A 26,372-nucleotide genomic window follows, 5' to 3' on the forward strand; every position below is an offset into this window, starting at 1 on the left:
CTTGTCACCAGGCGGGTTGCAGCCTGATCTCGCGCGGCAGCTCGTTGCTCTTGGCCGGCAGCAGATACAGCCGGCCGAAAGTCAGCGCCGCCTTGAGCGGCAGCACGGCGCGCTTGAGCGCGCCCATCACGCCGCCCTGCGCCTTGGCATCGGCAATCGCTTCCGAAATCTGTCGCAGCTGCTTCAAGCCCTCCCAGAAGCGCGGATTGTCGATGTCGAGCATCACCGGGAAGACCTGCCGCGAGATCTCCGAGGTGATCCGGAAAACGCGCATGTCGTACTCGTCCACCGGCATGCCGAGCGCTTCATAGAAGGCCGGCCGCATGTGGTCGCGGACATGCATGGTGGCGAACACCGCGAGCAGGAAGAACTTGATCCAAAGCTTGTTGTAGCCGCTCAAGAGCTTCGGATCGGCGCGCATCAAAAGCGCAAACGCCTCGCCGTGGCGGAACTCGTCGTTGCACCACTTCTCGAACCACTTGAAGATCGGATGGAACTGACGGTCCGGATTGCGCTCCATCTGGCGATAGATGGTGATGTAGCGGGCGTAGCCGATCTTCTCCGACAGATAGGTCGCGTAGAAGATGAACTTCGGCTTGAAGTAGGTGTACTTCTTCGTCTTGGTCAGGAAGCTGAGATCGACGCCGATGCCGTGATCCTTGAGGATCTCGTTGATGAAGCCGGCGTGCCGGGCCTCGTCGCGGCTCATGAACTGGAACAGCTCGCGGATGTCGGGATTGCTGATCCGCTTCTTGATCTCGGCATAGAGCACGCAGCCGGAGAATTCGGCGGTCAGGGACGACACCAGGAAATCCTTGAACTCGGCGCGAAGCGCCTCCGGCAGCTCGTTGAGATCCTTCTCGAATTCCGGCGTGCGCACGAAGTGCTTGCGGTTGTGGTCGGCGCGCAGCTCGGCCATGACCGCATCCCATTCGCGGCGCACCAGGTCGACATTGAGCCGGTCCATCGCCGCGAAATCGGTGGTGTAGAAGCGTGGTGTGAGGATCGTATCCTCCAGCGCCATCTTGGTGGAGATGTTTCCGGATCCGCCTTCCATTGCGATCATCTGACCCTCCCGTCCGAAAAGCTGACGTCGTACAATTCCGTGAGTTCGAGATAGCCCGCGACATGCATCATCATGCGCTTCACCGGACCGGCGCGAACGACAGTGGCCGTACGGCGCAGATTGAGTTGCTCGCCGAACTTGACCGTGATCGGATCACCATGAATGACGACCTCGTCGCCCGGACGGATGTTGACGTCGCGGTCGAGCGTGACATGGGCGTGCAGGGTCTCGGAGGTCTGCTCGACCTCGATGCTGCAGCCGATGTCGAAGCGGCGGGGCTCATTGGCCCATAATCCCTTCATCGCGTTTCTCCCATGCTCATCAGCTCCGTGAACCGGCGCTTGTTGTTGTCGCCGAACGGACCGAGATCGACGCGCCGTCCGGTCGCCGGATCGTCCAGGCTCATGCGGCCATCGGACCAGCGGTTGATCGTGAACGCTGGCCCCGAGCCGATCGCGTGACGTTGGCGGTCATACGCCATGCTGCGCAGGACGGTGCGCAGGAAGCCGTCGCCGCCGGCCTCGACGACGCCGACGACCCTGCCGCTGTCCGGCGACACCACGGAGATGCCGCCGTCGGGACGGTCCTCGAAGCGCAGCGCCACCGTCTGCACGGCCGCGGCGTGGTTGGTGTGGACCGCGCCCGCCCCCGTCCAGCGGCCGACACCGGCCGCCACGAGGGAGAAGAGAACCAGAGCAATAGCCGCGCGGAGCGCACCCTTTGGAATGACGATGTCGGGCTGGTGATGCTCCACGTGAAGCCCGGCATGGCCCTCGGCTTGGCTCATGACATCCTCCTCGTTCAAGCCGCGCTGGCGACGGCGCCGGCCGGCGACGCGCCTTGTGGCTGGCCATTGGTCGCGGCGATCGGCTGCGCCGCAACCGCGCCATCGGAGGCCGCAACCAGCGCCTTGGCCAGGATCTCGGCCACCTCGCGGGCGTCTGCCACGCCGCGCAGCATCGGCTCGACCTCGTTCAGCCGCCACGGACGCGCATGCGGCCACAGCAGCAGGTAGGACAGCCGCTGCTGCGCGGTGACGCCGAGCGGCAGATCGCCGGAGCCGTCGGAGAACAGCTTCACGTCGGCGCGCGAGACCTGCTTGAACGGCACGTTCAGGGTCATCGGCAGCACCGCTCCGAACTGCAGCAGCACGCGCCTGGAGGTGATGGTGTACCGCGTGGTGCGGCTATAGAGCACAGCGAGCCCGGCGAGCAGCACCGTCGCGATCACCACAGGAATGATCAGCGACGACGCGCTGCCCAGCGACACCGCGAGCGGCTGGTGATCCAGCGCGCCCGTCAGGACGCGAGCGCCGAACAGCGCCGCGAAGTAGGCGAGCACCAGACGCAGGTGGAAGACACGCAGCAGCAGCGCCTTCACCTTCGGCTGTCCCTGCCAGAGCAGGCGCTCGCCTGCCGGCAGCATCAGCTGATCCTGATCCCGGCGCCTGCTCACAGCAGCGGCTCCTGGCGTGCAGCGGTCGCATACAGGTGGCCGCCGCCATAGTAGCCGACGATCTTGTCCTCCTCGAGCTTGGTGACCTGATCGGGGCTGGCGAGACCGGGCACGTTGGCGAATTGCGAGGAGAGGATGGCATCGACCAGCACCGCCTTGCGCGACCGATCAACGATGGCCATGGTCATCGGCAGCAGCACGTGGCGTCCGACGATGCCGTCGACCTCGACTTCGAGATAGCGGATCAGCATCTCGGCGCGGTCGACCCACACTTCACGCACCTTGCCGCCGAGCTTGCCGTCGCAGCCGAACACCGGCATGCCGCGCGGATCCGGATCCTCCGTGGCGATGAAGATGCTGCCGTCGACGCGCAGCGGCACGATCGCCGGGATATTGTCCATGGTCAGTTCCGGCTCGTCCTTGCGCGCGGCGTAGGAGCCCGGGCCGACGCCGTCGAGCATCGGATTGCCGGTCGGCAGATACGGCGTGCCCGGCCACGGATACATCGGCGTCACCGGCGCATCCGAGCGGTCGTTGTCCCAGTTCGGCAGGCTCGCGGTGCGGCCGCCATGCATGTGATAGGTCTTGCGGCTCGGCGGCGTCGGGAAGCCGTTGCCGCTCGAAGGGACCTGCCGGCCGAGCCGGCCCTCGAACTGCAAGGGATAGCCTTCGCGCTTGTCCTCGGTGCGCAAGTAGAAAATCAAGGCTGCGAAGAAGATCCAAAACCCGTAAAGCACCACCTGGGCGACATCGATGTAACTCGTGAAAGACGTCTGCATGGTTTCCTCCCCGACTGGGCTAACCTGGAAATTCAACGATTCCGAATTGTAGTTTGTGCGGCTCCGCCGCGCGCCGCCGCACCAGTGGCCCGATGACCGCCAGCGTGACGAAGAGCAGCGCGATTTCGACGTGGTAGACGATGCTGTAACCGGTCGCGGGACCGGCGAGGGCGATGCCGAGGCGGCCATCCATCGCGAGTTGCGACATCACATCGCGAATGGCGCCGCCGCCGGCGATCGCAACACCAGCAGCCGTCGCCTGCACCGCGCCCCAGGCGCCGAGTGCCAACCCGCTCTCGCCGTTCTGCACCAGCGCCATCGCGGCGGTCAGCGTGCCCACCGCGAACAGGCCGCCGCCGAAGCCGATCAGGGTCGTGCCGATGCGGAACAGCAAGGGTGACGCGAGCGGCGCCGAGAAGATCACGGCCGAAAATGCGAACAGGCCGACGAGCCCGCCGAGCGCAGCAATGCGATAGGGATCAGAGCCCTTGCCGAGCCGGCGCGCGGAGAGGCCGAAGCCGGCGAGCGTGCCTGCGGCGAACAACGCGGTCAGCGCGGTCGTTTCGCCGACGGTGAGATGCAGGATTTCCGCGCCATACGGCTCGAGCAGAATGTCCTGCATCGTGAACCCGGCGGTGCCCAGACCGACCGCGATCAGCACGCGCATCGAGCCGCCGGCCTCGCGGAATTGCCGCCAGGACTCGCCGAAGCGCGGCCGCTCGCGGCTCGCTGACGTGCGCGAGGGATCACGCGCCTCCTGCTTCCACAGTGCGATGACGTTGAGCACCATCTCGGTGAGCGCCGCGCCCTGTATCACCTGGATCAGCCGCATCTCGCTGAAATCGGCGAGCAGCCCGCCGAAGGTCAGCGCGCTCGCCATCATGCCGAACATCAGCATCACGTAGAGGAAGGCGACGACCCGCGGGCGCGAGTGCTCCGGCGCGATATCGGTGGCAAGCGACAGGCCGGCGGTCTGCGTCGTATGCAGCCCGGCACCGACCAGCAGGAAAGCCAACGCGGCGCCCATGCGGCCGGCGATCACCTGGCCCGGCGCATCGGCTGCGGACAGCAGGAGCAGTGCGAACGGCATGATCGCGAGGCCGCCGAACTGCAACAACGTGCCCATCCAGATGTAGGGCACGCGGCGCCAGCCGAGCACCGAGCGATGATGGTCGGACTTGAAGCCGATCAGCACGCGCAGCGGCGCGAACACCAAGGGCAGCGCCACCATGGTCGCGACCAGCCACGAGGGAACGCCGAGCTCGACGATCATGACGCGGTTGAGCGTGCCGTTGAGCAGCACCACCGAAATGCCGATCGACACCTGGAACAGCGACAGCCGCATCAGTCGCGACAGCGGCAGCTCGGTCGAGGCGGCATCCGCAAACGGCAGATAGCGCGACGACAGCCGCGTCCACAGTTGCAGGACCGATGGTGCGCGCGCGCTCATGACGGGCGGAGCTCCAGCGCCTGCGAGATGTAGAAGCCGTTGGCGATGCGGCTGCTGCGCGCGCAACGCCAGTCGGCGAGATCGGGGCTGTCGGCGATCAGGCGCGACAGCTTCTGCTCGGCGACCGGCTCGATCGAGGGCGCGCGATTGCCGCGCGGGAACAGGCCGCCGACAGCGTGCATGATTGCGAGCAGCGGCGTGCGCGGCGCGTAGGTCATCAGGATCGATTCGGAGGTTCGATTGGCGAGGCCGGCGACGATCCGCACGGCATCCTCGGCGCGGTAGTGGATGAACGAATCCATCGCGACCACGAAGTTGAAGCCGCCATGCCGGGGATCGAGCATGTCGCCGGCGACGAAGCGGATCGCGTCGGGACTGATATCGTCGGGCAGCCGGCGCTGCGCGATCTCGATCAGGGTCGGCGAGATGTCGACGGCGACCACGTCGGCGCCACGGCGCGCGGCTTCGATGGAGAAGCTGCCAGTGCCGCAGCCGGCATCTAGAATCCGCGCGCCGCGCAGTTCGAGCGGCAGCCACGACAACAGTGTCCGCCGCATCTCGTCGCGGCCCGCGCGCACGGTGGCGCGGATGCGGCCCACGGGCGCATCCGACGTCAGCCGCGTCCAGGCGGCGACCGCGGTGCGGTCGAAATAGGTCTCCACTTCACTGCGGCGGGCGAGATATTCCGCTGTTGTCATGTGCCAGCCCCACTCAATCGAAGCCAAGGAGATCGAAGATGTCGCGGTCCTTCAGCGGCACCGCATGGATCGGCTCGACGCCGGCGAGCAGCGAGGCCGCCAGGCGCAGATATTCGTTCTGGGCGCGCTCGACGTCGGGTGACGGCTCCATCTCGAACAGCGTGCATTTCTTCAGCCGGCTCTTCCGGATGACGTCGAGATCGGGGAAGTGCGCCAGCGTTGTCATGCCGATGCGCTCGTTGAACTTGTCGATCTGGTCGGTGGCGGCGCTGCGATTGGCGATGACGCCCCCTAACCGCACCGGATAGTTGCGCGACTTGGCCTGGATCGCGGCGACGATGCGGTTCATGGCGAAGATCGAGTCGAAATCGTTGGCCGCGACGATCAGCGCGCGGTCGGCGTGCTGGAGCGGCGAGGCGAAGCCGCCGCAGACGACGTCGCCGAGCACGTCGAAGATCACGACGTCGGTGTCCTCGAGCAGATGATGCTCCTTAAGCAGCTTCACGGTCTGGCCGACGACATAGCCGCCGCAGCCGGTGCCGGCCGGCGGTCCGCCCGCCTCGACGCACATCACGCCGTTATAGCCCTGGTAGACGAAATCGTCGGGGCGCAGCTCCTCGGAGTGGAAGTTCACCTGCTCCAGGATGTCGATGACGGTCGGGACCAGCCGCTTCGTCAGCGTGAAAGTCGAGTCGTGCTTGGGATCGCAGCCGATCTGCAGCACGCGCTTGCCGAGCTTCGACAGCGCGACCGAGAGGTTCGATGAGGTCGTGCTCTTGCCGATGCCGCCCTTGCCATAGACCGAGAACACCCGCGCATTGCCGATCACGAGGTTCGGGTCCATCTGCACCTGGACGCTGCCGGCCCCATCGGGGCGGCGCGGGGCCGTCGTCAGCGGCGGTCTCAAGGTCACGTTCATGCGGCAACTCCCACGCCTTCGAGGCGATCTTCGAGCTCTTCCCCGGCCTTGCGCAGGACGTCGAGCATCTCGGCATCCGGGGTCCAGTAATTGCGCTCATGCGCCTCGATCAGGCGGTTGGCGATCTTCGCGGACGCGGCCGGATTGAGCGAGGCGAGACGCTCGCGCATCGCGGGGTCGAGCACGAAGGTCGTCGTGATCTGCTGATAGACCCAGGGCGCCACCTGCCCCGTGGTGGCCGACCAGCCGACCGTGTTGGTCACATGCGACTCGATCTGGCGCACGCCCTCATAGCCATGGGCGAGCAGCGCCTCGTACCATTTCGGATTGAGCGTGCGGGTGCGGGTCTCCAGCGCGACCTGCTCCGACAAGGTGCGCACGGTGCCCTCGCCGCGGGTCTGGTCGCCGATATAGACCGGCGCCGCCTCGCCCTTGGCACGCTTCACCGCGCGGCTGATGCCGCCGAGCGTATCGAAATAGTGATCGATAGTGGTGACACCGAGCTCGACCGAGTCGACGTTCTGATAGGCGGCGTCGACGCCGGCAAGCACATGGCCGAGCAGCGCATCGCGCCGGACAGGCCGGCCATCGGTGCCGTAGGCAAAGCCCTTGCGGCGGGTGTAGACGTCGGCGAGCTCGTCCTCGTCGGTCCAGGCGCCGCAATCGATCAGGTGGTTGACATTGGCGCCATAGGCGCCCTCGGCATTGCCGAACACGCGCAGCGCGGCGTCCGCGATCTCGCCGCCATGCGCGGCCTGGAAAGCCAGCGCGTGCTTGCGGACGTAGTTGAACTCGGCGGACTCATTCGCCGATGCCGCGAGCAGCGCGGCTTCGGCGAGCAGCTTGGTCTGCAAGGGCATCAGGTCGCGGAAGATGCCCGAGAGCGTTATGACGACGTCGATGCGCGGGCGTCCCAGTTGCTCCAGCGGGATGAGCTTGGCACCGCAAAGGCGGCCGTAGCTGTCATGGCGGGGCGCGGCCCCCATCAGCCATAGCGCCTGCGCGATCGGGCCGCCCTCGGTCTTGAGATTGTCGGTGCCCCACAGCACCAGCGCTATCGTCTCCGGCAGCGTGTGGCCCTCGCCGGCATGGCGGGCGAGCAGCCGCGCGACCTGGCGCTCGGCATCCTTCAGCGCGAAGGCGCTGGGGATGCGGAAGGGGTCGAAACCGTGCAGATTGCGCCCGGTCGGCAGCACGTCGGTGTTGCGCAGGAGATCGCCGCCGGGGACCGGGCGGATATAGCCGCCGTCCAGCGCATGCAGGATCGCCGGCGTCTCGCTGTCGGTCGCGAGCAACTTCTCGAGTTCGGTGCGCTTGGCTGCGTCGGTGATCCCTGCGAGATCGAGCAGCTCCTTGCGCTGTTCTTGCGGAGGCGGCGCGCCGACGACGTGCAGGCCATGCGGGATCAGCGAGTATTCCAGCTCCAGCACGCTCGCCGAGAGCGCGGCGATCTTGTCATCGCGCTCATCGCTCCACAGCGGCTCCGCGGCGGCGAGATCGACCGCTGCTGCCTGCGCCTGGATCAGCGCCGCGCTGTCGCCCCTCACCTGCTCCGTCGCGTCCGGCGCCAGAGTGCGCCAGGCATCGAGCGACGATTTCAGCTCGGCGAGGCCCTTGTAGAGTCCTGCACTCGTGATCGACGGCGTGAGATAGCTGATCAAGGTGGCTCCGCCGCGGCGCTTGGCGAGCGCACCCTCGGACGGATTGTTCGAGGCATAGATGTAGAAGTTCGGCAGGTCGCCGATCAGCCGCTCCGGCCAACATTCGGCGGACAGTCCGGCCTGCTTGCCCGGCATGAATTCGAGTGCGCCGTGGGTGCCGAAATGCAGCACGGCATGGGCGCGATACTCCTCGCGCAGCCAGCGATAGAAGGCGGCGAAGGCATGGGTCGGCGCGAAGCTGTGCTCGAACAGCAGCCGCATCGGATCGCCTTCGTAGCCGAAGGCGGGCTGCAGGCCGACGAAGAGGTTGCCGAACTGCTCGCCGAGCACCATCAGGCTGGCGCCGTCGGTCTGGTGACGGCCGGGCGCCGGCCCCCATTGCTTCTCGATCTCGGCGAGATGCCGCTCGCGCCGGACATGCTGATCGACAGGGATGCGGACAGCGACATTGGCCGCGGTGCCGAACCGCTCGGCATTACCTTTCAGCACACGGGCGCGCAGCTCATCGACCGTGGCGGGCACGTCGATCGTGTAGCCGGCGGCACGCAGCGAGGTCATCACGTTGTGCAGCGACTCGAACACCGAGAGATAGGCTGCGGTGCCGGCGCTGCCGCCGTTCGGCGGGAAGTTGAACAGCACCGCCGCGATCTTGCGCTCGGCGCGGGCCGAGCGGCGCAGCTCGACCAGGCGGGCGACACGCGCGGCAAGTTGCGCAGCGCGCTCCGGCAGCGAGGCCATGTCGCGCCCGGCATCGGCCATCGCCGATCGGCCGCCGAACACGGTCGGGCCGACCGCGCCGTCGAGCTCGGGGATCGCGACCATCATCGTGGCTTCGACCGGGGTCAGGCCGCGCGCATCATCGTGCCACTGCTCGACGGTCTGGAACTCCAAGGGATGTGCGGCGATCAGGGGCACATCGAGCCCGGCCATGACCTCTTCGGCAGCGCGCGCGTTGTTGTAGGCAGGACCCCCGACCAGCGAGAAGCCGGTGAGCGAGACCACCGCGTCGACCGTCGAAATGCCGTCCTTCTGGAAGTAACGCTCGATCGCGGGGCGCGAGTCGAGGCCGCAGGCGAACACCGGAACGACGGCGAGCCCGCGCGCCTCGAGCGCCGCGATCACGCCATCATAATGGGCCGTGTTGGCGGCGAGCAGATAGGAGCGCATCAGGATCACGCCGACGCGACCGGCCGGCTTCGGCAGAGCCGGAAGCTCCTCGATCCGCTCGGCGATGCGCTGCTTCAGGCGCGGATGATAGAGACCGACATCCGGATAGGTCACCGGCTCGGCCGCCTTGAGCTTGCCGCGCAACGCCGCGCGCGGGCCGTCGGCGTAGCGGCCGACCAGGAAGCGCACCATGTTCGCAAAGTTCTGCTCGGAGCCGGCGAGCCAGTATTGCAGCGTGAGGAAATAGGCGCGCAAATCCTGCGCGGTGCCGGGGATGTAGCGCAGCAGGCGCGGCATCCGCTGCAGCATCTTCATCTGGCCCTGCCCGCTGGCATTGCCGGAGCGGTTGCTGCCGCGCAGCCGCTTCAACAGGCCGAGCACGCCGGTCGCCGAGCCCGACATCGTCAGCTTGCCGAGGCGCGTGAGGCGCACCACCTCGCCGGCCGAGAGGCAGCCGATCATCGCATCGCACTGATCGCGGCGGGCCTGCAGGGCGGGCAGCACCGGCTGGATGTGGTCCTCCATGAACAGCATGGTGGCGACGACGATGTCGCCGGTCGCGATGTCGGCGAGACAATGCTCGAGTGCGGTAGGGTTGCAGCCCCATTCGTCGGCCGCGTGCACCTTGAGATCGAGGCCGGGCAGCTCCGCCTGCAGGGTCGTGCGCGCACGCACGGCAGCCGAGGCGAGATGGCTGTCCATCGTCACGATCACCACCCGGATGGGTGTGACGTCAGCGACCGAAATGCGCTTTGGCATCGTACAAGGTCTCGAGCGTGATCAGGTTGACGTTGCGCTCGCGCGCGAAGCGTTCGGTGTTGCGGCGCGCCTTGCCGCGCACGAAGAAGGGAATCTTGGTCAGCTCGCGCTCGGCGTCGGACGCCCAGGCGAGTTCGGTGGAAGTGACGGTTTCGACGACGCGCAGCTGGGGCTGCTGCGGCGGAGCGGCCGGCGCTGCGCCGAGATGGGAGGGCGCGTGATCGGCGAACTCGTGATCCTCGCGGAACATGCCGAGCAGATGCTCCTCCAGGCCCATCATCAGCGGATGCACCCAGGTGTCGAACAGCACGTTGGCGCCTTCAAACCCCATCTGCGGCGAGTAGCGCGCCGGGAAATCCTGCACGTGGGTCGGCGACGAGATCACGGCGCAGGGAATGCCCAAGCGCTTGGCGATGTGGCGCTCCATCTGCGTGCCGAGCACGAGCTCGGGCCTGAGCTCGCTGACGCGGGCCTCGACTTCCAGGTAGTCATCGGTGATGAGAGGCTCGACGCCGTAGAGCGCGGCGGCCTCGCGGATCTCGCGGGCGAATTCGCGGGCATAGGTGCCGAGGCCGACGACCTCGAAGCCGAGCTCCTGCGTCGCGACGCGGGCGGCGGCGACCGCGTGAGTCGCATCGCCGAAGATGAAGACGCGCTTGCCGGTGAGATAGGTCGAGTCGACCGAGCGCGAGTACCAGGGAAGCCGGCTTTCGGCGCGTGAGAGAACGGGCGCGGGGTCAATGCCGGCAAGGCTTGCGACCTCCTTGATGAAGTCGCGCGTCGCGCCAACGCCGATCGGGATCGTCTTGGTATAAGGCTGGCCGAACTGGCGGTGCAGCCATTGCGCTGCTGTCAGCGCGATCTCCGGATAGAGCACGATGTTGAAGTCCGCCTGCGGCAGGCGGGCGAGATCAGCCGGTGTCGCATTCCACGGCGCGACCACGTTGATCTCGATGCCGAGCTCCACAACCTGCCTGGTCACTTCCGCGAGGTCGTCGCGGTGACGGAAGCCGAGCGCCGTCGGACCAAGCAGGTTGCAGACTGGACGAGCGCCCACCTTCCGTTCATGGCGGGGGGAGCCATCAGCGGAAGACGCAGCCAACGCCCGTACAATCCGGTAGAAGGTTTCCGAGGCGCCCCAATTCTCCTTGCGCTGATAGGCCGGCAGCTCGAGCGGGATCACCGGAATCGGAAGCCTCAAGGCCTGCGCGAGCCCGCCGGGATCGTCCTGGATCAGCTCGGCGGTGCAGGACGCGCCGACCAGCATCGCCTGCGGCTGGAAGCGCTCATAAGCCGCGCGCGCCGCGCTCTGCAGCAGGTCAGCAGTGTCGCCGCCGAGATCGCGCGCCTGGAACGTGGTGTAGGTCACGGGTGGCCGGCGGTCGCGGCGCTCGATCATCGTGAACAAGAGATCGGCGTAGGTGTCGCCCTGCGGCGCGTGCAGCACGTAGTGCACGTCGCGCATCGCGGTCGCGATGCGCATCGCGCCGATGTGCGGGGGGCCTTCATATGTCCAGACCGACAGCTGCATCTCACACCGCCAGTCGCGTTTGCCGCAGCAAGGGCCGCGCGAACAGCTCGGCGAGATCGCCGGCCTGGTCGAAACCCTGGATGGGCGTGAAGATCAGCTCGATCGACCATTTGGTGGTGAGGCCCTCGGCCTCCAGCGGATTGGCCAGGCCGAGCCCGCAAACGACGAGATCGGGACGTGCATCACGGCAGCGATCGAGCTGGCGCTCGACGTCCTGGCCTTCGCTGAGCTGCGTGCCGGCGGGCAGCATCGCAAGCTCGGCGGCGAGATGATCGCGATGCAGGTAGGGCGTCCCGACCTCGACCAGCTCCATGCCGATCTCGCGCGCCAGGAAGCGCGCCAAGGGAATCTCGATCTGCGAATCCGGGAACAGGAAGACGCGCTTGCCGGCGAGCTGCGCGCGATAACGCGCCAGCGCCTTTTCCGCGCGCGCCTTGAGCGGCGCGATGGTGCGCTCGACATGGGCACGCGAGACGCCGAAAGCGTCAGCCGCCGCAGCGAGCCACAGCGCGGTCCCCTCCCCGCCCAACGGAAACGGCGCCGCGATCCGGCGGCAGCCGCGCTCTTCCAACGCGCGCGCGGTGTCGCCGAGGAAGGGCTGCGCGAGCAGCACCCGCGTTTCCGGTCCGATCGCTGGCAGCTCCGACGAACGGCGCGGCGGCAGGAAGGAGACCTGATCGATGCCGAGCGCGGCGAAGGTACGCTTGAACTGGTCTTCGACAACATCAGCGAGCGCGCCCACCACGAGCAGCGACGGCCGCGCGGCGTGATCGGCTGTCGGCAGCACCGGCACAAGCGCAGCCAAGCACGCATCCTCGCCTTGCGTGAACGTCGTCTCGATGCCGCTGCCGGAGTAGTTGAGTACGCGTACGCCGGGCGAGAAGCGCTGCGACAGCCGCAACGCCGCCCGCGACAGATCGAGCTTGATCACCTCCGACGGGCATGAGCCGACCAGGAACAGGAGCTTGATATCAGGCCGCCGCGCCAAGAGCTGCGCGACGATGCGGTCGAGCTCGTCATTGGCGTCGACGAGGCCGGCGAGGTCGCGCTCCTCCATGATCGCGGTGGCGAAGCGCGGCTCGGCGAAGATCATCACGCCGGCGGCCGACTGGATCAGATGCGCGCAGGTGCGCGAGCCGACGACGAGGAAGAACGCGTCCTGAATTTTCCTGTGGAGCCAGACGATGCCGGTGAGCCCGCAGAACACCTCACGCTGGCCGCGCTCGCGCAGCACGCCGTCAGAAGCAGGGGCAACGGCACAGGCTTGCGCGTGAACAGTCATGCCGCGCGCTCCGCACTGGCTGTGGCCACCGCCTGCTCCTGCAGCCGCGCGGCGCGCAGCTTGAGCAGGAACTGCGTGGCGTTGATCGCGTAGGCCGCATAGGCCGCGAGCACCAGCAGCATCTGCTGCTGCGCCGATCCGATATGTCCGATGATCGCGGCGAGATAGGCCGTATGCAGCGCGATCACCAACATCGAGAACACGTCCTCCCAGAAGAAGGCCGGCGCGAACAGATAGCGCCCGAACACGATCCGCTCCCAGATCGAGCCGGTGATCATGATGGCGTAGAGCAGCGTCGTCTTCAGAACGACCGAAGCGGTCGCAAGCCACAGGCCTTCACCGGTCGCGAGATAGCGCGCCACCAATCCCAAGCTGATCAGGAAGACGAGAAATTGCAGCGGCGCCAGAATGCCCTGCACCAGGGTCCAGGGCGTTTCGTCCCGCCGGCGCTTTTCCTCAGGCGTGTAAAGCGCTTGCCGCTTTGCACGCGGCGCCGCCTCGGGTGTGAAGCAGAGTTGACTCCACAGCGACGGATCAGTGGCGGACGTGAATTGGGCGTCACACGATGTGTAAAGATGATTTGACAACACCAGTTCCGGGTGGTGCGATGACGGCAACCACAGGGACATAATTGGTGCACCGCACTCGGTTTGATCAACGTCACGTTGTGCAGTTCGCAGGTGGCGCATCGCAAATCCCCGAGTGCGTGCCCGATGGGGAAACGCTAGACCTGGGCAGGACGAGTGTCAATCAAAATTGACGTCAAATAATATTGACGCAACGAGTGACGTGCGCTCATATGGAGGGGAGGCGCTGATGACCGAACTCAATGAGACAGCCCGATTTCCGCGAGCACGCTTTCGGACGAAGCGTGGACAGGCCGGTTTTCAGCCGTCGGCATCGCCACGCGTCAACGTGCCTTTACACAGCACCCGTCATCCCCAACTGAACGGAGCGATCGAGGCCGAGATCATTCCGCGGCTGGTCATGGCGCATGCCTCCGCGCTGGAGCGCGTGCCGGCGATCATCACGGCCTCTGCCCAGGAGGCCGCCGACTTCGCCGAGCTGGTGCTCGACGCCGATGACGACGGTGCGGTCGCCTGCATCCAGGCGCATCGCGATCACGGTGAGACGCTCGAGCGAATCTATCTCGATCTGCTGGTGCCGACCGCGAACCATCTGCGGCATCTCTGGGCCGATGACGAGCGCGACTTCGCCGACGTGACGCTCGCGCTGTGGCGGCTGCAGCAGCTGCTGCGCCATTTCAGCCCGGCGTTCTGCGCCGAGCTCGCGGTGGCGCCGACCGGATTGCGGGTGCTGCTGACGACGTCCCCCGGCGATCGCCGCGAGATCGGCCACATGATGTTCGGCGTCGTGCTCGCCGGCGAATTCTTTCGCCGCGACGGCTGGGATACTTGGATCGAGCCGGATACGGCGGATCGTGGTTTCATCGACACGCTCCGCTCGCAATGGTTCAACGTCGTCGAGTTCTTCGCCACCAGCGACAAGAAGCTTGACGATCTCGCCTCAAACATAAGGATGGTCCGGCGCGAGTCCTCCAACCAGGACATCGGCGTGCTGGTCTGCGGTCCTGCGTTTATTGAACGGCCTGAACTCGTTCTCTTGGTCGGCGGCGACGGTGTTGTCTCCGACATGAGCAGAGAGGCTTCGCAAGCCCGGCACGTCGTCAGTCTTCTGACCGAACGGCGATAGCTGAGGTGCAGTGAAGATGAATGCTGGAACGAGACTTGCCGCGCGAAGGCTCCTTGATTGGGAGGACAACGGCGTTGGTGAGGGCGTTCAGAGCTCCGAAAGAGTCGCTTGGCGATCTCAATGCGGATGTTGCGGCCATGCTGGTGGCCGCAGCCTCCGACATTGCGCTCGCGCTCGACGCCGACGGCAACATCCAGGACCTGGCCTTTCAACAGGCCGGCCTGCCGCTTGAATTGAGAAACACAGACGAGTGGATCGGCCGATCCTGGCAAGCAACAGTGTCCGAGGAAAGCCAGACCAAGCCAGAGCTGCTGCTCGCCGAAGCCTCGGAGCGCAAGGTGTCGCGCTGGCGCGAGGTGCGCTACCCGGCCGCGCGCGGACCTGACATCCCGATCCTGTTCGCGGTCGTCGCGATCAAGGGCGCGGCCCGCTACATCGCAGTCGGGCGCGACGTGCGCGCGACCGCCGCGCTCCAGCAGAAGCTGATCGAGGCGCAGGTTGCGATCGAGCGCGACTACTCGCGCATGCGCAATGCCGAATCGCGCTACCGGATCCTGTTCCAGATCACCGCCGAGCCGGTCCTGATCATCGACGCGACCAGCCACCGCATCGTCGAAGCCAATCCGGCCGCCGCCGACCTGCTCGATCACGGCGCCGCCAATCTGATCGGCAAGCTGTTTCCGGATGCGCTCTTGATCGACGACCTCGCGATGTCGCAATCGCTGTCGCTGGCGATCCGCTCGCAGGGCAAGATCGAGCGCGCCAAGGTGACGCTCGACGGCGGCCGCGACTATCTGCTCGACGGCACCTTCTTCCGCCAGGACACCTCGTCGTTCTTCCTGCTGCGCTTCTCGCCGCAATATGGCCAGCCGGCATTGCCGAAATCGTCCGACGTGAACACCCAGCTGGTGCAGTTCGTCGAATCGGCGCCTGACGGCTTCGTCATCACCGACATGGACGGCCGGCTGCTGCACGCCAACGCCACCTTCCTGCAGCTCGCCCAGATCGAGAACATGCACCAGATCATGGGCGAGACGATCGACCGCTGGATCGGCAAGTCGGCGGTCGACTTCTCGGTGATGCTCAGCAATCTGCGCCAGCACGGCACGTTGAAGCTGTTCTCCAGCGTGGTCCGCGGCGAGCATGGCTCGCCGGTCGATGTCGAGATCTCCGCCACCACGGTCGGCGCGCCCGGCCAAGCCCGGCTCGGCTTCACCATCCGCAATGTCGGCCCGCGCATCTCCGCCGACGGCGGCGACCACGCCTTCATCCCGCGCTCGCGCGAGCAGCTTGCCGAGCTGATCGGCCGCGTGCCGCTCAAGGAGCTGGTGCGCGAGACCACCGACGTGATCGAGCGGATGTGCATCGAGACCGCGCTCAAGCTCACCGGCGACAACCGCGCCACCGCAGCCGAGATGCTCGGGCTCAGCCGCCAGAGCCTCTACGTCAAGCTCCGGCGCTACGGCCTCGCCGAGCCGAGCGAGGAAGACAGTCAGTTGGAATAGTGGGAAGAGTTCTGCAATGACCGAGATCGCGCCCGTCCAGCTTTCGCCAAGGATTCCGTCAAGGCTTCAGCCCTCGGCCGTTCTCGAGTTGTTGAAGCCGATCACCTGGTTTCCACCGATCTGGGCCTTTGGCTGCGGCGTGGTGTCGTCGGGGGCGCCGCTGGCGCCACGCTGGCCGATCGTGATCGCAGGCCTCGTGCTCGCCGGGCCGATGGTGTGCGCCACCAGCCAGGCGGTCAACGACTGGTTTGACCGTCATGTCGATGCGATCAACGAGCCGGACCGGCCGATTCCGTCGGATCGCATTCCCGGCCGCTGGGGCCTTTACATCGCGCTGATCTGGACGGTGCTGTCGCTCGGCGTCGCCACACTGCTCGGCACCTGGGGCTTTGCCGCCGCCGCACTCGGCCTGGCGCTCGCCTGGGCCTATAGCGCGCCGCCTATCCGGCTGAAGCAGAACGGCTGGTGGGGCAATAGCGCGGTCGGGCTTTGCTATGAAGGCCTGCCGTGGATCACCGCGGCGGCGATCATGAGCGCACAGGCGCCATCCTGGCCGGTGCTGGCGATCGCGCTGCTGTACAGCGCGGGCGCGCACGGCATCATGACGCTGAACGACTTCAAGTCGATCGGCGGCGACCGCGTCAGCGGGGTCAATTCGCTGCCGGTGCTGCTCGGCCCCGAGCGCGCCGCGCGCCTCGCCTGCATCACCATGGCGCTGGCGCAGGTCGCCGTGCTCGCGCTGCTCGTCCTCTGGAGCCGTCCGGCGCATGCGATGGTCGTCACCGCGCTGATCGCCGCCCAGCTCGTGCTGATGCGCCGGCTGCTGAAGAATCCGCGCGAGCTCGCACCCTGGTACAACGGGACCGGCGTGCTGCTCTACGTGCTGGGCATGCTGGTGACGGCGTTTGCGCTCGCGGGGATGTCGGCATGACGACGACCACCCCCGCTCCGCTCTCCTGGTTCGGCATCGTCAGGCTCGGCCTGGTGCAGACCGCGCTTGGCGCGGTCGTGGTGCTGACGACCTCGACCCTGAACCGCGTGATGGTGATCGAGCTGGCGCTGCCGGCGATGATCCCCGGCCTGCTGGTCGCGATCCACTACGCGATGCAGGTACTACGTCCCTGGCTCGGCCACGGCTCCGACGTCGGCGGGCGTCGGTTCGCCTGGATCGTCGGCGGCATGGCCGTGCTCGCGGCCGGCGGCCTGCTGGCCGCAGCAGCGACAGCGCTGATGGCGAGCCAGCTCATGCTCGGCCTCGTCTTGGCGGTGATCGCCTTCATCATGATCGGCATCGGCGTCGGCGCCGCCGGCACCTCGCTTTTGGTGCTGCTCGCCAAGCGCACCGCGCCGGAGCGGCGCAGCGCCGCCGCCTCGATCGCCTGGATCATGATGATCGCAGGCTTCATCGTCACCACGGCGGCGGCCGGCAAGGCGCTCGATCCGTTCTCCGGCGAGCGGCTGATGCTGGTGTCCGGCACGGTCTCCGCCATCGCGATGGTGCTGACCCTGCTCGGCGTGTGGGGCATCGAGCAGCCCGAGCTGTCCGCCGAGAGGGCTACGGCGACAGCCGAGCGCGGCGGCTTCATGGAGGATTTTCGCGAGATCTGCCGGGAGCCGCAGGCGCGGCGCTTCGCGATCTTCATCTTCGTCTCGATGCTGGCCTATAGCGCGCAGGACCTGATCCTCGAGCCGTTCGCCGGCAGCGTGTTCGGCATGACGCCGGGCCAGACCACGCAGCTCTCGTCGGTGCAGCACATGGGCGCGCTGATCGGCATGATCCTGATGCCGGCGATGGCGAGCCTGCATGCCGACTGGCGCACCAAGCCGCAGCCCTGGATCGTCGGCGGCTGCCTCGCCTCGGCGCTGGCGCTGCTGAGCCTCGTCGCCGCCGCCACCGTCGGACCCACATGGCCGCTGCGCGGCTCGGTGCTGCTGCTCGGCATCACCAACGGCGTCTACGCCATCGCCGCGATCGGCGCGATGATGAACATGGTCAGCGAAGGCCGCGACAATCGCGAGGGCACGCGGATGGGCCTGTGGGGCGCCTCGCAGGCGATCTCGTTCGGCATCGGCGGCTTCGTCGGCACCGCGGCAGCGGATGCCGCGCGCGCCTTCATGCCGTCGACCGCCTCGGCCTATGCCGCGGTGTTCGCCGCCGAGGCGGCGCTGTTCGTCCTTTCCGCCTGGCTCGCGATCTGGATCAAACGCCCGCGCGAGCAGCCATCGGCGCTGGCGGCACAGCCGGCCAATCAGGGAGCCTAGCGATGAGCACCTCGTCCGAGACGTTCGATGTCGTGGTGGTCGGCGGCGGCCCGGCCGGCGCTACCGCGGCCAATGACCTCGCCCGCCAGGGCCACCGCGTGCTGCTGCTCGACAGGGCCGGCCGCATCAAGCCGTGCGGCGGCGCCATCCCGCCGCGGCTGATCGCCGAGTTCGAGATTCCCGACCATCTGCTGGTGGCGCGGATCTCCTCTGCCCGCATGGTGTCGCCGAGCAACCGGGACGTCGACATGCCGATCGATGGCGGCTTCGTCGGCATGGTCGATCGCGAGCATTATGACGAATGGCTGCGCAACCGTGCCGCCGAGGGGGGCGCGATCCGACGCACCGGCACCTACAGCCATATCACCCGCGACGACGGCACCACCGTCGTGCATTACGAGCGTCGCATGGACGACGGCAGCATGCGCGAGGATAGCGTGCGCGCCCGCGCCGTGATCGGTGCCGACGGCGCCGTCTCTGCGGTGGCGCGGCAGTGCATCCCGGAAGCCAGCGAGATCCGCTACGTCTTCGCCTATCACGAGATCATCCGCTCGCCGGACCGCAGCCATCCGCTGTTCGACGCCACGCGGTGCGACGTCGTCTATCGCGGCCAGCTGTCGCCAGACTTCTACAGCTGGGTGTTCCCGCACGGGCCGACCACCAGCATCGGCACCGGCAGCGCCCACAAGGGCTTCTCGCTGCGCGGCTCAGTCGCCGCCTTCCGCAAGGCGGCCGCGTTCGACGACCTCGAGACCATCCGCCGCGAAGGCGCGCCGATCCCGCTGAAGCCGCTGTCACGCTGGGACAATGGCCGGGACGTGGTGCTGGCGGGCGATGCCGCGGGCGTCGTGGCGCCGGCCTCGGGCGAAGGCATCTATTACGCGATGGCTGGCGGCCGCGCCGCGGCTGATGCGGTCGCGCTGTTCTTGAAGACCGGCGACGCCAAGTCGCTCGCCTCCGCCCGCAAGACCTTCATGCGCAAGCACGGCGCGGTGTTCTTCATCCTCGGCATGATGCAGCGCTACTGGTACACGAACGACGCCCGCCGCGAGCGCTTCGTGTCGATCTGCCGCGACAAGGACGTCCAGCAGCTGACCTGGGACGCCTACATGAACAAGGAGCTGGTGAAGGCCAAGCCGCTGTCGCACGTCCGCATCTTCTTCAAGAACATCGCCCACCTCACGGGCCTCGCGAAGGCGGCCTGAGCTGCTCACGCAATGGACGAGCTGTATCGCAGCCCACATGTGGTGGACATGATCCTGGGGGTGGTGGCCGTGGAGTTCGCGGCGATCACCTGGATCTGGCGGCGCCATCGTCGCGGCATCAGCCCGCGGGCGCTGCTGCCCAACCTGCTCGCCGGCATCTTCCTGCTGCTCGCCTTGCGCTGTGCGCTGTCGGATGCGTCCTGGCTCTGGCTGGCGGGCTGCCTCGCCGCATCCGGTGTCGCAAATGCCGCGGATCTCAGGCAGCGGTGGCGGTAGGCGTACCGGCGCTCGCGCTTGCCTGAAATGGTCTCGCCGGCAATGCACTGTTGTCAGGTATGCCCGCCGGCTCGCGACACCCAAAGGTGTCGTCCCCCGAAAGCGGGGACCCATAACCACCGACGGGTGTGATCAGCGAAGAAAGACGATCCAGACCGTCTTCACCAACTGGCCGTCCGCGGTATGGGTCCCGGCGTTCGCCGGGACGACAGTGGTGTGTGCCGACGGATCTCGGGCAAGCCCTCACAGATGAGGGCTCACGCCGACCTCAGCTTACTTCTTCTCCGAGAACGTCTTCAGATAGGCGATGACATCCTTGCGCTGCTGCTCATTGGCGAGCTTGAACACCATCTTGGTCGAGCCGGTGGCCTGGTCGGCCTTGCCCTTTTCCGTCAGGTATTTCTTGAGGAACGCGCTGGGGTCGACCAGGTACTCGAAGATGTTGTCGTCGGTCCAAACCAACCCGGCTTCGCCGGCATGCTTGTTCAGCTCGGAATAGGCGAAGCCCGGATACGTCCCGGTCGGGCGGCCGATCACGCCCGTGAGCACCGGGCCGACGGCGTTCTTGGCGTCCGGTCCGATGCGGTGGCAGGTCATGCATTGCTTGAAGACCTGCTCGCCTTTCGCGGCGTCGCCGCCTTCCAGCGCCGACGCGGCGCCCGCCGACATTGCAATCGCGACCGCTGCAACCAAACCCGCCTTGAGCATGCCAATCCTCCTGATGTGTCGTTCCGTTAGCGCATGTGATTTTACTTTACAGCTATCAATGTCATGAACGCTTGTCATGCTCACATGAAATGAAAGTGAGCGAATAAGTCGCAGTTCGACCATGCAGTGAGCGCAGGAATACCAACGAAAGTTGGATGCCCGGAAATAAGCCTTGACACTGAAGGCGCTGCGTGGACTAACGACATTCTCAAGACTCTCAATACGTTAGCGGGATACGGCGCATCACCTTCAAAATGCGCGCCAAACGAGCTGGCCGCGCTCCCGTGAGCGTCTTTGAGGGTGCCAAGATAACGGGTGCCAAGACCATGGCCGAGTTTCACGGTCCACGACCCGACGTGACATTGCTGCTCGACATGGACGGCGTGATCCGCGAGGCCACGCTGTCACCGAACATGTCGGCGGAGAATGTCGACGTCTGGCTCGGCCGCGCCTGGTCCGAGATCGTCGACGATGCGAGCGAGAAGATCGAGCGCATCATGCAGGACACCAAGCACACCGGCATTTCCGCGTTCCGCCAGATCACGCAGCGGTTCCCGAGCGGCCTCGAGCTGCCGATGGAGTTCACCACCGTGCTGCTCGGTGGTCGCGCCGGCATGCTGGCGATCGGCAAGAACCTGCAAGCGGTCGCCGAGCTGCAGGCGCGGCTGATTTCGGCGCAGCAGACCATCGAGCGTGATTATTGGCGCCTGCGCGAGATCGAGACCCGCTACCGCCTGGTGATCGAGGATTCCAACGAGGCCGTGCTGCTGACCAAGGTCTCGGACCTGCGCATCGTCGAGGCCAACCGCACGGCGGCCGCCGCGCTCGGCGTGTCGAGCCGGCGCCGCGACAATCTGGTCGGCCGCGAATTCCTGCACGAAATTCCGGAGAAAGACCGCGAGCCGGTCGAGCTGATGCTGCGTCGGGTGCGCGACCAGGGCAAGGCGCCGGGCATCGTGATCCATCTCGGCGAGGACGCCGCCCCCTGGATGCTCCGGGGCTCGCTGATGACCAGCGACAACGCGCCGATGTTCCTTTTGCAGATGGCGCCGATCGGCAAGTCCATCCAGCCCGGCCCGGTCGCGGATGATCCGGAAGGGCTGATCGACAACCTGCCCGATGCCATCATCAGCATCGATGCCACCGGCACCATCAAGCGCGCCAACCGCGCATTCCTGGAGCTGATCGAGATCGGATCGAAAGAGGCCCTCATCGGCGAGAAGCTCAGCCGCTGGCTGATGCGTCCCGGCGCCGACCTCTCGGTGCTGATCTCCAATGTCGAGCGCCACGGCATGGTCCGGCTGCTGTCGACCACCATCCAGGGCGAGCTGGGCACCGAGACGGAGGTCGAGATCTCCGCCGCGGCGCATGGCCAGGACAGCCAGCGCCGGATCGGCCTCGTCCTGCGCAACATCGCCCGGCGGTTGTCGCCGACGGCGGAGCATGACAATCTCAGGGCGGCGCTCTCAGGTCTCAACGAATCGGTGGGCAAGACCCCGTTGCGCGATCTGGTGCGGAGCACGGTCGAGGTCGTCGAGCAGCATTACGTCCGCGCCGCGCTCGAGCTGGCCAACGGGAACCGCACCTCGGCGGCTGAAATTCTCGGTCTGAGCCGCCAGAGTCTTTACGCCAAGCTTGATCGGTATAATCTAAGCCAACTTGAAGAAAACGGCGAGGAAACCGAAAAGGGGAGCTAGTTGCCCGTTCCGCTGACGACGCCAGCCTTCGGCCACGCTACTCTTGCGAATTGCGAGCGCGAACAGATCCATCTCGCAGGCTCGATTCAGCCGCATGGCATTCTGCTGGCGATCAAGGAGCCGGATAACACAGTCATCCAGGCGAGCGTCAATGCGGCGGAGTTTCTCAACACGAGCTCGGTGGTCGGCCGCCCGCTGCGCGATCTCGGCGGCGATCTGGCGCTGCAGATCCTGCCGCATCTCAATGGTCCGCTGCATCTTTCGCCGATGACCCTGCGCTGCACTGCCGGCTCGCCGCCGCGCCGGGTGGACTGCACCGTCCATCGCCCCTCCAATGGCGGGCTGATCGTCGAGCTGGAGCCGGCGACCAAGACCACCAACGTCGCGCCCGCGCTCGACGGCGCCTTCCATCGCATCACCTCGTCCTCCTCGCTGATCGGCCTGTGCGACGAGACCGCAACCATCTTCCGCGAGATCACCGGCTACGATCGCGTGATGGTCTATCGCTTCGACGAGGAGGGCCATGGCGAGGTGCTGTCGGAGCGGCGGCGGCCGGACCTCGAGGCCTTTCTCGGCAACCGCTACCCGGCCTCCGACATTCCGCAGATCGCGCGGCGGCTGTATGAGCGCAACCGCGTGCGCCTCCTGGTCGACGTCAACTACACGCCAGTGGCATTGCAGCCGCGCATCTCGCCGCTCAACGGCCGCGACCTCGACATGTCCCTGAGCTGCCTGCGCAGCATGTCGCCGATCCACCAGAAATATCTGCAGAACATGGGCGTCGGGGCGACCTTGGTGTGCTCGCTGATGGTCAGCGGCCGTCTCTGGGGCCTGATCGCCTGCCATCACTATGAGCCCCGCTTCGTGCCGTTCGACATTCGCGCCGCCGGCGAGGCGCTGGCCGAGACCTGCGCGATCCGCATCGCGGCGCTGGAGAGCTTTGCGCAGAGTCAGTCGGAGCTCGTGGTGCGCCGGCTGGAGCAGCGGCTGGCCGAGGCGGTGTCGCGCGACGGCGAGTGGCAGGCGGCTCTGTTCGACGGCTCGCAATCGCTGCTGCAGCCGCTCGGCGCGAGCGGCGCCGCGCTGCTGTTCGAGGGCCAGGTGATGACCGCCGGCGACGTGCCGTCGACGCAGCGCATCCGTGACCTCGCCGCCTGGCTGGACCGGCGCCGCAAGGCGCCGGACGCTGCACAGGGGCTGACCGTCACCGCCTCGCTCACCTTCGACGAGCCGTCATTCAGCGATATCCGCGGCGTGGCGAGCGGGCTGATCGCAGCGCCGCTCTCCGCCAGCGATGGCGAGTATCTGTTGTGGTTCCGGCCCGAGCAGGTGCGAACGGTGACCTGGGGCGGCGATCCGCTGAAGGCCGTGATCATCGGCGACGATCCCTCCGATCTGTCGCCCCGCCGCTCGTTTGCGCAATGGCACCAGCTCGTCGAGGGCAAGTCCGAGCCATGGTCGCCGGCGGAGCTCGCCTCGGCGCGGCTGGTCAGCGAGACCGTCGCCGACGTCGCGTTGCAGCTCCGCTCGGTGCGCATGGTGATCGCGCAGGACCAGCTCGCCACGATCAGCGCCCAGGTGCTGCGCTCGGAGCAGCCGGTCATCATCGCCGATGTCGAAGGCCGCATTCTGCTGATGAACGAAGCCTTCGAGCAGCAGCTGCGCGCCTCGCATCCGCACATTCCGCATCTGCGCGATCTCGGCGCCTACTTCTCCGCGCCGGCGGAGTTCCGCGCCAATCTCGACGATCTGATGCGCAACAAGCGCAGCTGGCGCGGCGAGCTGACGCTGACGGGCGGCGCCTTGCCGCAACGGCCGCTCATGCTGCGCGCCGATCCCGTGATCGCGCCGCACGACCGCGTGCTCGGCTTCGTGCTGATCTTCTCCGACTTGACCGAGCGCAAGACCGCGGAAGCCGCCCGCGCCCGCTTCCAGGAGGAGATCGACGGCGCGCGCCGCCCGAGCCTGCGGCTCGATCAGAGCGCCAGCCTGATCTACAAGGAGCTGGCGGCCTCCACGGTCGAGAACGCCCAGCTCGCCGCGCTGGAAGTCACGCACGGCGCGGAGGCCGGCAGCATGCCCGAGATGCTGGAGAGCATCCGCAACTCGACAGCCCGGACGCTCGGCATCCTCGAGCACCTGGTGTGGTATCGCTCGCAGAGCGAGGATTAAGAGAGTTTCGAGTGAGCGGCGTGGAGGGAGCGAGCCCGGGCTTTGCTTCGCCTAGTTGGTCATGCGGGGCACAGTCGTCCGCCAACTCAAAAGCCCTCTGATGATGTGATCCGAGATGGTCCCACGACCGCGGTGCGCTCCCCTCCCCCTTGCGGGGAGGGGTCGGGGGTGGGGGTCCGCGCACTCCGAACGTGATGGTGAGCACGACGACTTCTCACATCGCGTAACAGCTCTGGTTGCGGTGACCTCAGGAGCAAAATAGCTCTGTCGTACGGAGCTCAATCAGAAGCAGCGCGACTCGTGGACCCCCACCCCCAACCCCTCCCCGCAAGGGGGAGGGGAGCTGACCGTCCCCGCGGAAACATCTTGTCTCCAAGCGATTGTAGCGTTCAATCGCGTCGTCCGAAGCAGGCGCTTGGTGTGAACCCTATCCGCCCAGCCCCGCGGCCACTTGCAGCGCCTGCGACAACGTGATGTTCAGCTGGAAGGCCGTGGCCGCCTCCTCGACGACGACAGCATGCTCCGTCATCGCGGCACCCGCCTGCTCCAGCGCATCACGATAGGCACCCTTGAACCGTGGGATGTTCGCGATCTCCGGAAACTCGTAGAACGACAGCGCCTCGTGCGGCAGCGAGAGCGAACGCGCGAGAATCTTCTTGATGATCTGACCGCCGCTGAGATCGCCGAGATAGCGCGTATAGGCATGGGCCAGCAGCGGATGGCCGGAGCCCGATCCCGCCTCCCGGATCGCGCCGACGTAAGTGATCGCTTCAGGCAGAAGCGGCAAATCGCGGGCATCGAGTTGCGCAAGGTCGGCTGCGATCGCAGCACTGCGATGCAGCTCGGGCCGCACGATGAGGCCGGTCACGGGAGAGGCCGCATGACGTCGCAGCTCGGCTTCCATCGCCTCATAAACCGGCAAGAGATTCCGTAGCAACAGCGCGTAGGCCGCTCGCGTGCCGCGGCCGCGCAGCAGCTCGGCGACGATGCCGGTCCGCTCGGCGGTCAGATGCAGCGTCTTGGTGCGCTCGCGCATCGCTTCCAACAGACTGGCCGGACGCGTGCTGCGCCCGGCCATCTCGATCTGCTCAACTCTGTCCAACATGTCACGCCCTGCAGGACTTCAGCGCGCCGGCGCCAGCCCGTGTTTCACGCCCCAGTCGAACCAATTATCGACGACGGTGCCTGACAGTAGGATACCGATGCCGCCGGTCAAGGTGCAAAGCACGGCGAACCACCAGGCCCAGCGATGGATCGACTCGGCCGTCGCGTTGAAGCCCATCGTCCAGCGCCAGAACAGCGCACCGCGTTCGAAGGCCGTGCCGCGGTCGACGATCTGCTCCAGCTCGCGCTCGCCGCCGTAGCGGCTGATCGCCAGCACCGTCGCGCCATGCATCGCGAACAGCAGCGCCGACCCATACAGGAAGGCGATCGAGAGCATGTGGAACGGATTGTAGAACAGATTGCCGTGGGTGATGGAGAAGTTGTTGGTCCAGTCGAGATGCGGGAAGATGCCGAACGGCACCGCCTCGCTCCAGCTGCCCATGAAGATCGGCCGGATGAAGCCGAGCACCAGATACAGCCAGATGGCGGAGGCGAACGCCCACGACACATGCGTGCCGAGGCCGAGCGCCCTGGCCCGACGATAGGTGCGCGCCCACCACAACAGGATCGACGTCGTCAGGAAGAAGCCGGCCATCAACCACCAGCCGCCCTCCTGCAACGGCGGGAAGATCTGCAGGCCGTATTCCGGAGCCGGCGGCTGCAATGACAGCCAGAAGAACTGGCGGATGAACTCGAGCGGGCTCCAGTTCACCGACGCCAGCATGTTGAGACCGATGATCTCGATCGCAACGAAGCCGGACGCCAGTGAGGCGAGGCCAAGGAAGCCGAGATAGACCGGGCCGACCTGGGCGTCGCCGAGCTTACCGAACCAGTAGTTGAAGCTGCCCTTGCCGAGCCGCTCCCAGATACCCGGCTCGATCGGAATGCCCGGGTAGATTTTGCTACGAACTTGGATCTGCGTGAAGATGTTCTGGTATTGGGCCATGACGACCTCTCCTTGAA

Annotated in this window: 23 protein-coding genes; 8 read left to right on the forward strand and 15 right to left on the reverse strand. The window is 66.6% G+C overall.

Annotated features, from left to right (window positions below; all coding sequences use genetic code 11):
- Positions 1–4: 4 nt before the first annotated feature.
- Genes acsF through bchF form a run of 12 tightly spaced genes read right to left on the reverse strand, consistent with a single transcriptional unit; the run spans position 5 to position 13,354 of the window.
- Positions 5–1,066: a magnesium-protoporphyrin IX monomethyl ester (oxidative) cyclase gene (gene acsF, locus ACVILH_RS00865; protein WP_456711187.1), complete on the reverse strand. Its 1,062-nt coding sequence runs from the start codon at positions 1,064–1,066 to the stop codon at positions 5–7.
- Positions 1,063–1,368: a hypothetical protein gene (locus tag ACVILH_RS00870; RefSeq protein ID WP_456711188.1), complete on the reverse strand. Its 306-nt coding sequence runs from the start codon at positions 1,366–1,368 to the stop codon at positions 1,063–1,065. The genes acsF and ACVILH_RS00870 overlap by 4 nt, the downstream gene beginning before the upstream one ends.
- Positions 1,365–1,853: a photosynthetic complex assembly protein PuhC gene (puhC, locus tag ACVILH_RS00875; protein ID WP_456711189.1), complete on the reverse strand. Its 489-nt coding sequence runs from the start codon at positions 1,851–1,853 to the stop codon at positions 1,365–1,367. Before puhC ends, ACVILH_RS00870 begins: the two co-directional genes overlap by 4 nt.
- A gap of 14 nt (positions 1,854–1,867) precedes the next feature.
- Complete coding sequence (gene puhB, locus ACVILH_RS00880) at positions 1,868–2,521, reverse strand: photosynthetic complex putative assembly protein PuhB (RefSeq protein ID WP_456711190.1); 654 nt, start codon at positions 2,519–2,521, stop codon at positions 1,868–1,870.
- Positions 2,518–3,300, reverse strand: a complete 783-nt coding sequence (gene puhA / locus ACVILH_RS00885; protein WP_456711191.1) for a photosynthetic reaction center subunit H — start codon at positions 3,298–3,300, stop codon at positions 2,518–2,520. Before puhA ends, puhB begins: the two co-directional genes overlap by 4 nt.
- A 19-nt stretch (positions 3,301–3,319) precedes the next feature.
- Positions 3,320–4,750 (reverse strand): BCD family MFS transporter, encoded by a 1,431-nt coding sequence (locus ACVILH_RS00890; RefSeq protein ID WP_456711192.1) that lies wholly within the window; start codon positions 4,748–4,750, stop codon positions 3,320–3,322.
- Positions 4,747–5,448, reverse strand: coding sequence for a magnesium protoporphyrin IX methyltransferase (gene bchM / locus ACVILH_RS00895; protein ID WP_456711193.1), 702 nt, complete (start codon positions 5,446–5,448; stop codon positions 4,747–4,749). Before bchM ends, ACVILH_RS00890 begins: the two co-directional genes overlap by 4 nt.
- Before the next feature lie 13 nt (positions 5,449–5,461).
- Positions 5,462–6,367 carry a ferredoxin:protochlorophyllide reductase (ATP-dependent) iron-sulfur ATP-binding protein gene (gene bchL, locus ACVILH_RS00900; protein WP_456711194.1) on the reverse strand — a complete coding sequence of 302 codons (906 nt, stop codon included), beginning with the start codon at positions 6,365–6,367 and terminating at the stop codon, positions 5,462–5,464.
- Positions 6,364–9,954, reverse strand: coding sequence for a magnesium chelatase subunit H (locus tag ACVILH_RS00905; RefSeq protein ID WP_456711195.1), 3,591 nt, complete (start codon positions 9,952–9,954; stop codon positions 6,364–6,366). The genes bchL and ACVILH_RS00905 overlap by 4 nt, the downstream gene beginning before the upstream one ends.
- Complete coding sequence (gene bchB / locus ACVILH_RS00910) at positions 9,929–11,485, reverse strand: ferredoxin:protochlorophyllide reductase (ATP-dependent) subunit B (RefSeq protein ID WP_456711196.1); 1,557 nt, start codon at positions 11,483–11,485, stop codon at positions 9,929–9,931. The genes ACVILH_RS00905 and bchB overlap by 26 nt, the downstream gene beginning before the upstream one ends.
- A gap of 1 nt (position 11,486) precedes the next feature.
- Positions 11,487–12,767 carry a ferredoxin:protochlorophyllide reductase (ATP-dependent) subunit N gene (locus ACVILH_RS00915; RefSeq protein ID WP_456711197.1) on the reverse strand — a complete coding sequence of 427 codons (1,281 nt, stop codon included), beginning with the start codon at positions 12,765–12,767 and terminating at the stop codon, positions 11,487–11,489.
- Positions 12,764–13,354, reverse strand: a complete 591-nt coding sequence (gene bchF / locus ACVILH_RS00920) for a 2-vinyl bacteriochlorophyllide hydratase (protein ID WP_456716837.1) — start codon at positions 13,352–13,354, stop codon at positions 12,764–12,766. Before bchF ends, ACVILH_RS00915 begins: the two co-directional genes overlap by 4 nt.
- Positions 13,355–13,583: 229 nt before the next feature.
- Between bchF and ACVILH_RS00925 the strand changes: the two genes are divergently transcribed.
- From ACVILH_RS00925 to ACVILH_RS00950, 6 genes are all read left to right on the forward strand, one after another.
- On the forward strand, positions 13,584–14,480 hold the full coding sequence (locus ACVILH_RS00925; protein ID WP_456711198.1) for a cobalamin B12-binding domain-containing protein: 897 nt from the start codon (positions 13,584–13,586) through the stop codon (positions 14,478–14,480).
- Positions 14,481–14,617: 137 nt separating this feature from the next.
- A complete protein-coding gene (ppsR, locus tag ACVILH_RS00930) occupies positions 14,618–15,985 on the forward strand; it encodes a transcriptional regulator PpsR (protein ID WP_456711199.1) in 1,368 nt (455 codons plus the stop codon).
- A 16-nt stretch (positions 15,986–16,001) separates the two neighbouring features.
- Positions 16,002–16,916 (forward strand): chlorophyll synthase ChlG, encoded by a 915-nt coding sequence (gene chlG / locus ACVILH_RS00935; protein ID WP_456711200.1) that lies wholly within the window; start codon positions 16,002–16,004, stop codon positions 16,914–16,916.
- Entirely contained in the window at positions 16,913–18,247 is a 1,335-nt protein-coding gene (locus tag ACVILH_RS00940; protein ID WP_456711201.1) for a BCD family MFS transporter, read from the forward strand. The genes chlG and ACVILH_RS00940 overlap by 4 nt, the downstream gene beginning before the upstream one ends.
- Before the next feature lie 2 nt (positions 18,248–18,249).
- Positions 18,250–19,452 (forward strand): geranylgeranyl diphosphate reductase, encoded by a 1,203-nt coding sequence (locus ACVILH_RS00945; RefSeq protein WP_456711202.1) that lies wholly within the window; start codon positions 18,250–18,252, stop codon positions 19,450–19,452.
- Between the two features lie 12 nt (positions 19,453–19,464).
- Complete coding sequence (locus ACVILH_RS00950; RefSeq protein ID WP_456711203.1) at positions 19,465–19,728, forward strand: hypothetical protein; 264 nt, start codon at positions 19,465–19,467, stop codon at positions 19,726–19,728.
- A 273-nt stretch (positions 19,729–20,001) separates the two neighbouring features.
- On the opposite strand, the gene ACVILH_RS00955 is transcribed toward ACVILH_RS00950, so the two are convergent.
- A complete protein-coding gene (locus ACVILH_RS00955; protein WP_456711204.1) occupies positions 20,002–20,436 on the reverse strand; it encodes a c-type cytochrome in 435 nt (144 codons plus the stop codon).
- 326 nt (positions 20,437–20,762) lie between these two features.
- Here ACVILH_RS00955 and ppsR (ACVILH_RS00960) point away from each other — a divergent pair, with 326 nt between their 5' ends.
- Together ppsR (ACVILH_RS00960) and ACVILH_RS00965 are read left to right on the forward strand one after the other, a co-directional pair.
- Positions 20,763–22,133 (forward strand): transcriptional regulator PpsR, encoded by a 1,371-nt coding sequence (gene ppsR / locus ACVILH_RS00960; protein ID WP_456711205.1) that lies wholly within the window; start codon positions 20,763–20,765, stop codon positions 22,131–22,133.
- Positions 22,134–24,305: a GAF domain-containing protein gene (locus ACVILH_RS00965; protein ID WP_456711206.1), complete on the forward strand. Its 2,172-nt coding sequence runs from the start codon at positions 22,134–22,136 to the stop codon at positions 24,303–24,305.
- Positions 24,306–24,732: 427 nt separating this feature from the next.
- On the opposite strand, the gene ACVILH_RS00970 is transcribed toward ACVILH_RS00965, so the two are convergent.
- Both ACVILH_RS00970 and pufM read right to left on the reverse strand, forming a co-directional pair.
- Positions 24,733–25,410 (reverse strand): biliverdin-producing heme oxygenase, encoded by a 678-nt coding sequence (locus tag ACVILH_RS00970; protein ID WP_456711207.1) that lies wholly within the window; start codon positions 25,408–25,410, stop codon positions 24,733–24,735.
- 18 nt (positions 25,411–25,428) lie between these two features.
- The gene (gene pufM / locus ACVILH_RS00975) at positions 25,429–26,355 is read right to left on the reverse strand and encodes a photosynthetic reaction center subunit M (RefSeq protein WP_456711208.1); all 927 of its coding nucleotides are present in this window, start codon (positions 26,353–26,355) and stop codon (positions 25,429–25,431) included.
- Between the last annotated feature and the right edge of the window lie 17 nt (positions 26,356–26,372).

The organism is Bradyrhizobium sp. USDA 4353 (genome assembly GCF_054063215.1).

Bases quoted from the DNA above. Each gene is read 5' to 3' on its own strand.
- acsF (WP_456711187.1), bottom strand. From the start codon at position 1,066: ATGATCGCAATGGAAGGCGGATCCGGAAACATCTCCACCAAGATGGCG.
- puhA (WP_456711191.1), bottom strand. From the start codon at position 3,300: ATGCAGACGTCTTTCACGAGTTACATCGATGTCGCCCAGGTGGTGCTT.
- ACVILH_RS00970 (WP_456711207.1), bottom strand. From the start codon at position 25,410: ATGTTGGACAGAGTTGAGCAGATCGAGATGGCCGGGCGCAGCACGCGT.
- ACVILH_RS00870 (WP_456711188.1), bottom strand. From the start codon at position 1,368: ATGAAGGGATTATGGGCCAATGAGCCCCGCCGCTTCGACATCGGCTGC.
- ACVILH_RS00955 (WP_456711204.1), bottom strand. From the start codon at position 20,436: ATGCTCAAGGCGGGTTTGGTTGCAGCGGTCGCGATTGCAATGTCGGCG.
- chlG (WP_456711200.1), top strand. From the start codon at position 16,002: ATGACCGAGATCGCGCCCGTCCAGCTTTCGCCAAGGATTCCGTCAAGG.
- ACVILH_RS00890 (WP_456711192.1), bottom strand. From the start codon at position 4,750: ATGAGCGCGCGCGCACCATCGGTCCTGCAACTGTGGACGCGGCTGTCG.
- ACVILH_RS00915 (WP_456711197.1), bottom strand. From the start codon at position 12,767: ATGACTGTTCACGCGCAAGCCTGTGCCGTTGCCCCTGCTTCTGACGGC.
- ACVILH_RS00925 (WP_456711198.1), top strand. From the start codon at position 13,584: ATGACCGAACTCAATGAGACAGCCCGATTTCCGCGAGCACGCTTTCGG.
- bchM (WP_456711193.1), bottom strand. From the start codon at position 5,448: ATGACAACAGCGGAATATCTCGCCCGCCGCAGTGAAGTGGAGACCTAT.
- ACVILH_RS00950 (WP_456711203.1), top strand. From the start codon at position 19,465: ATGGACGAGCTGTATCGCAGCCCACATGTGGTGGACATGATCCTGGGG.
- bchB (WP_456711196.1), bottom strand. From the start codon at position 11,485: ATGCAGCTGTCGGTCTGGACATATGAAGGCCCCCCGCACATCGGCGCG.
- ppsR (WP_456711205.1), top strand. From the start codon at position 20,763: ATGGCCGAGTTTCACGGTCCACGACCCGACGTGACATTGCTGCTCGAC.
- ACVILH_RS00940 (WP_456711201.1), top strand. From the start codon at position 16,913: ATGACGACGACCACCCCCGCTCCGCTCTCCTGGTTCGGCATCGTCAGG.
- ppsR (WP_456711199.1), top strand. From the start codon at position 14,618: ATGCTGGTGGCCGCAGCCTCCGACATTGCGCTCGCGCTCGACGCCGAC.
- puhC (WP_456711189.1), bottom strand. From the start codon at position 1,853: ATGAGCCAAGCCGAGGGCCATGCCGGGCTTCACGTGGAGCATCACCAG.
- pufM (WP_456711208.1), bottom strand. From the start codon at position 26,355: ATGGCCCAATACCAGAACATCTTCACGCAGATCCAAGTTCGTAGCAAA.
- ACVILH_RS00945 (WP_456711202.1), top strand. From the start codon at position 18,250: ATGAGCACCTCGTCCGAGACGTTCGATGTCGTGGTGGTCGGCGGCGGC.
- ACVILH_RS00905 (WP_456711195.1), bottom strand. From the start codon at position 9,954: ATGCCAAAGCGCATTTCGGTCGCTGACGTCACACCCATCCGGGTGGTG.
- bchL (WP_456711194.1), bottom strand. From the start codon at position 6,367: ATGAACGTGACCTTGAGACCGCCGCTGACGACGGCCCCGCGCCGCCCC.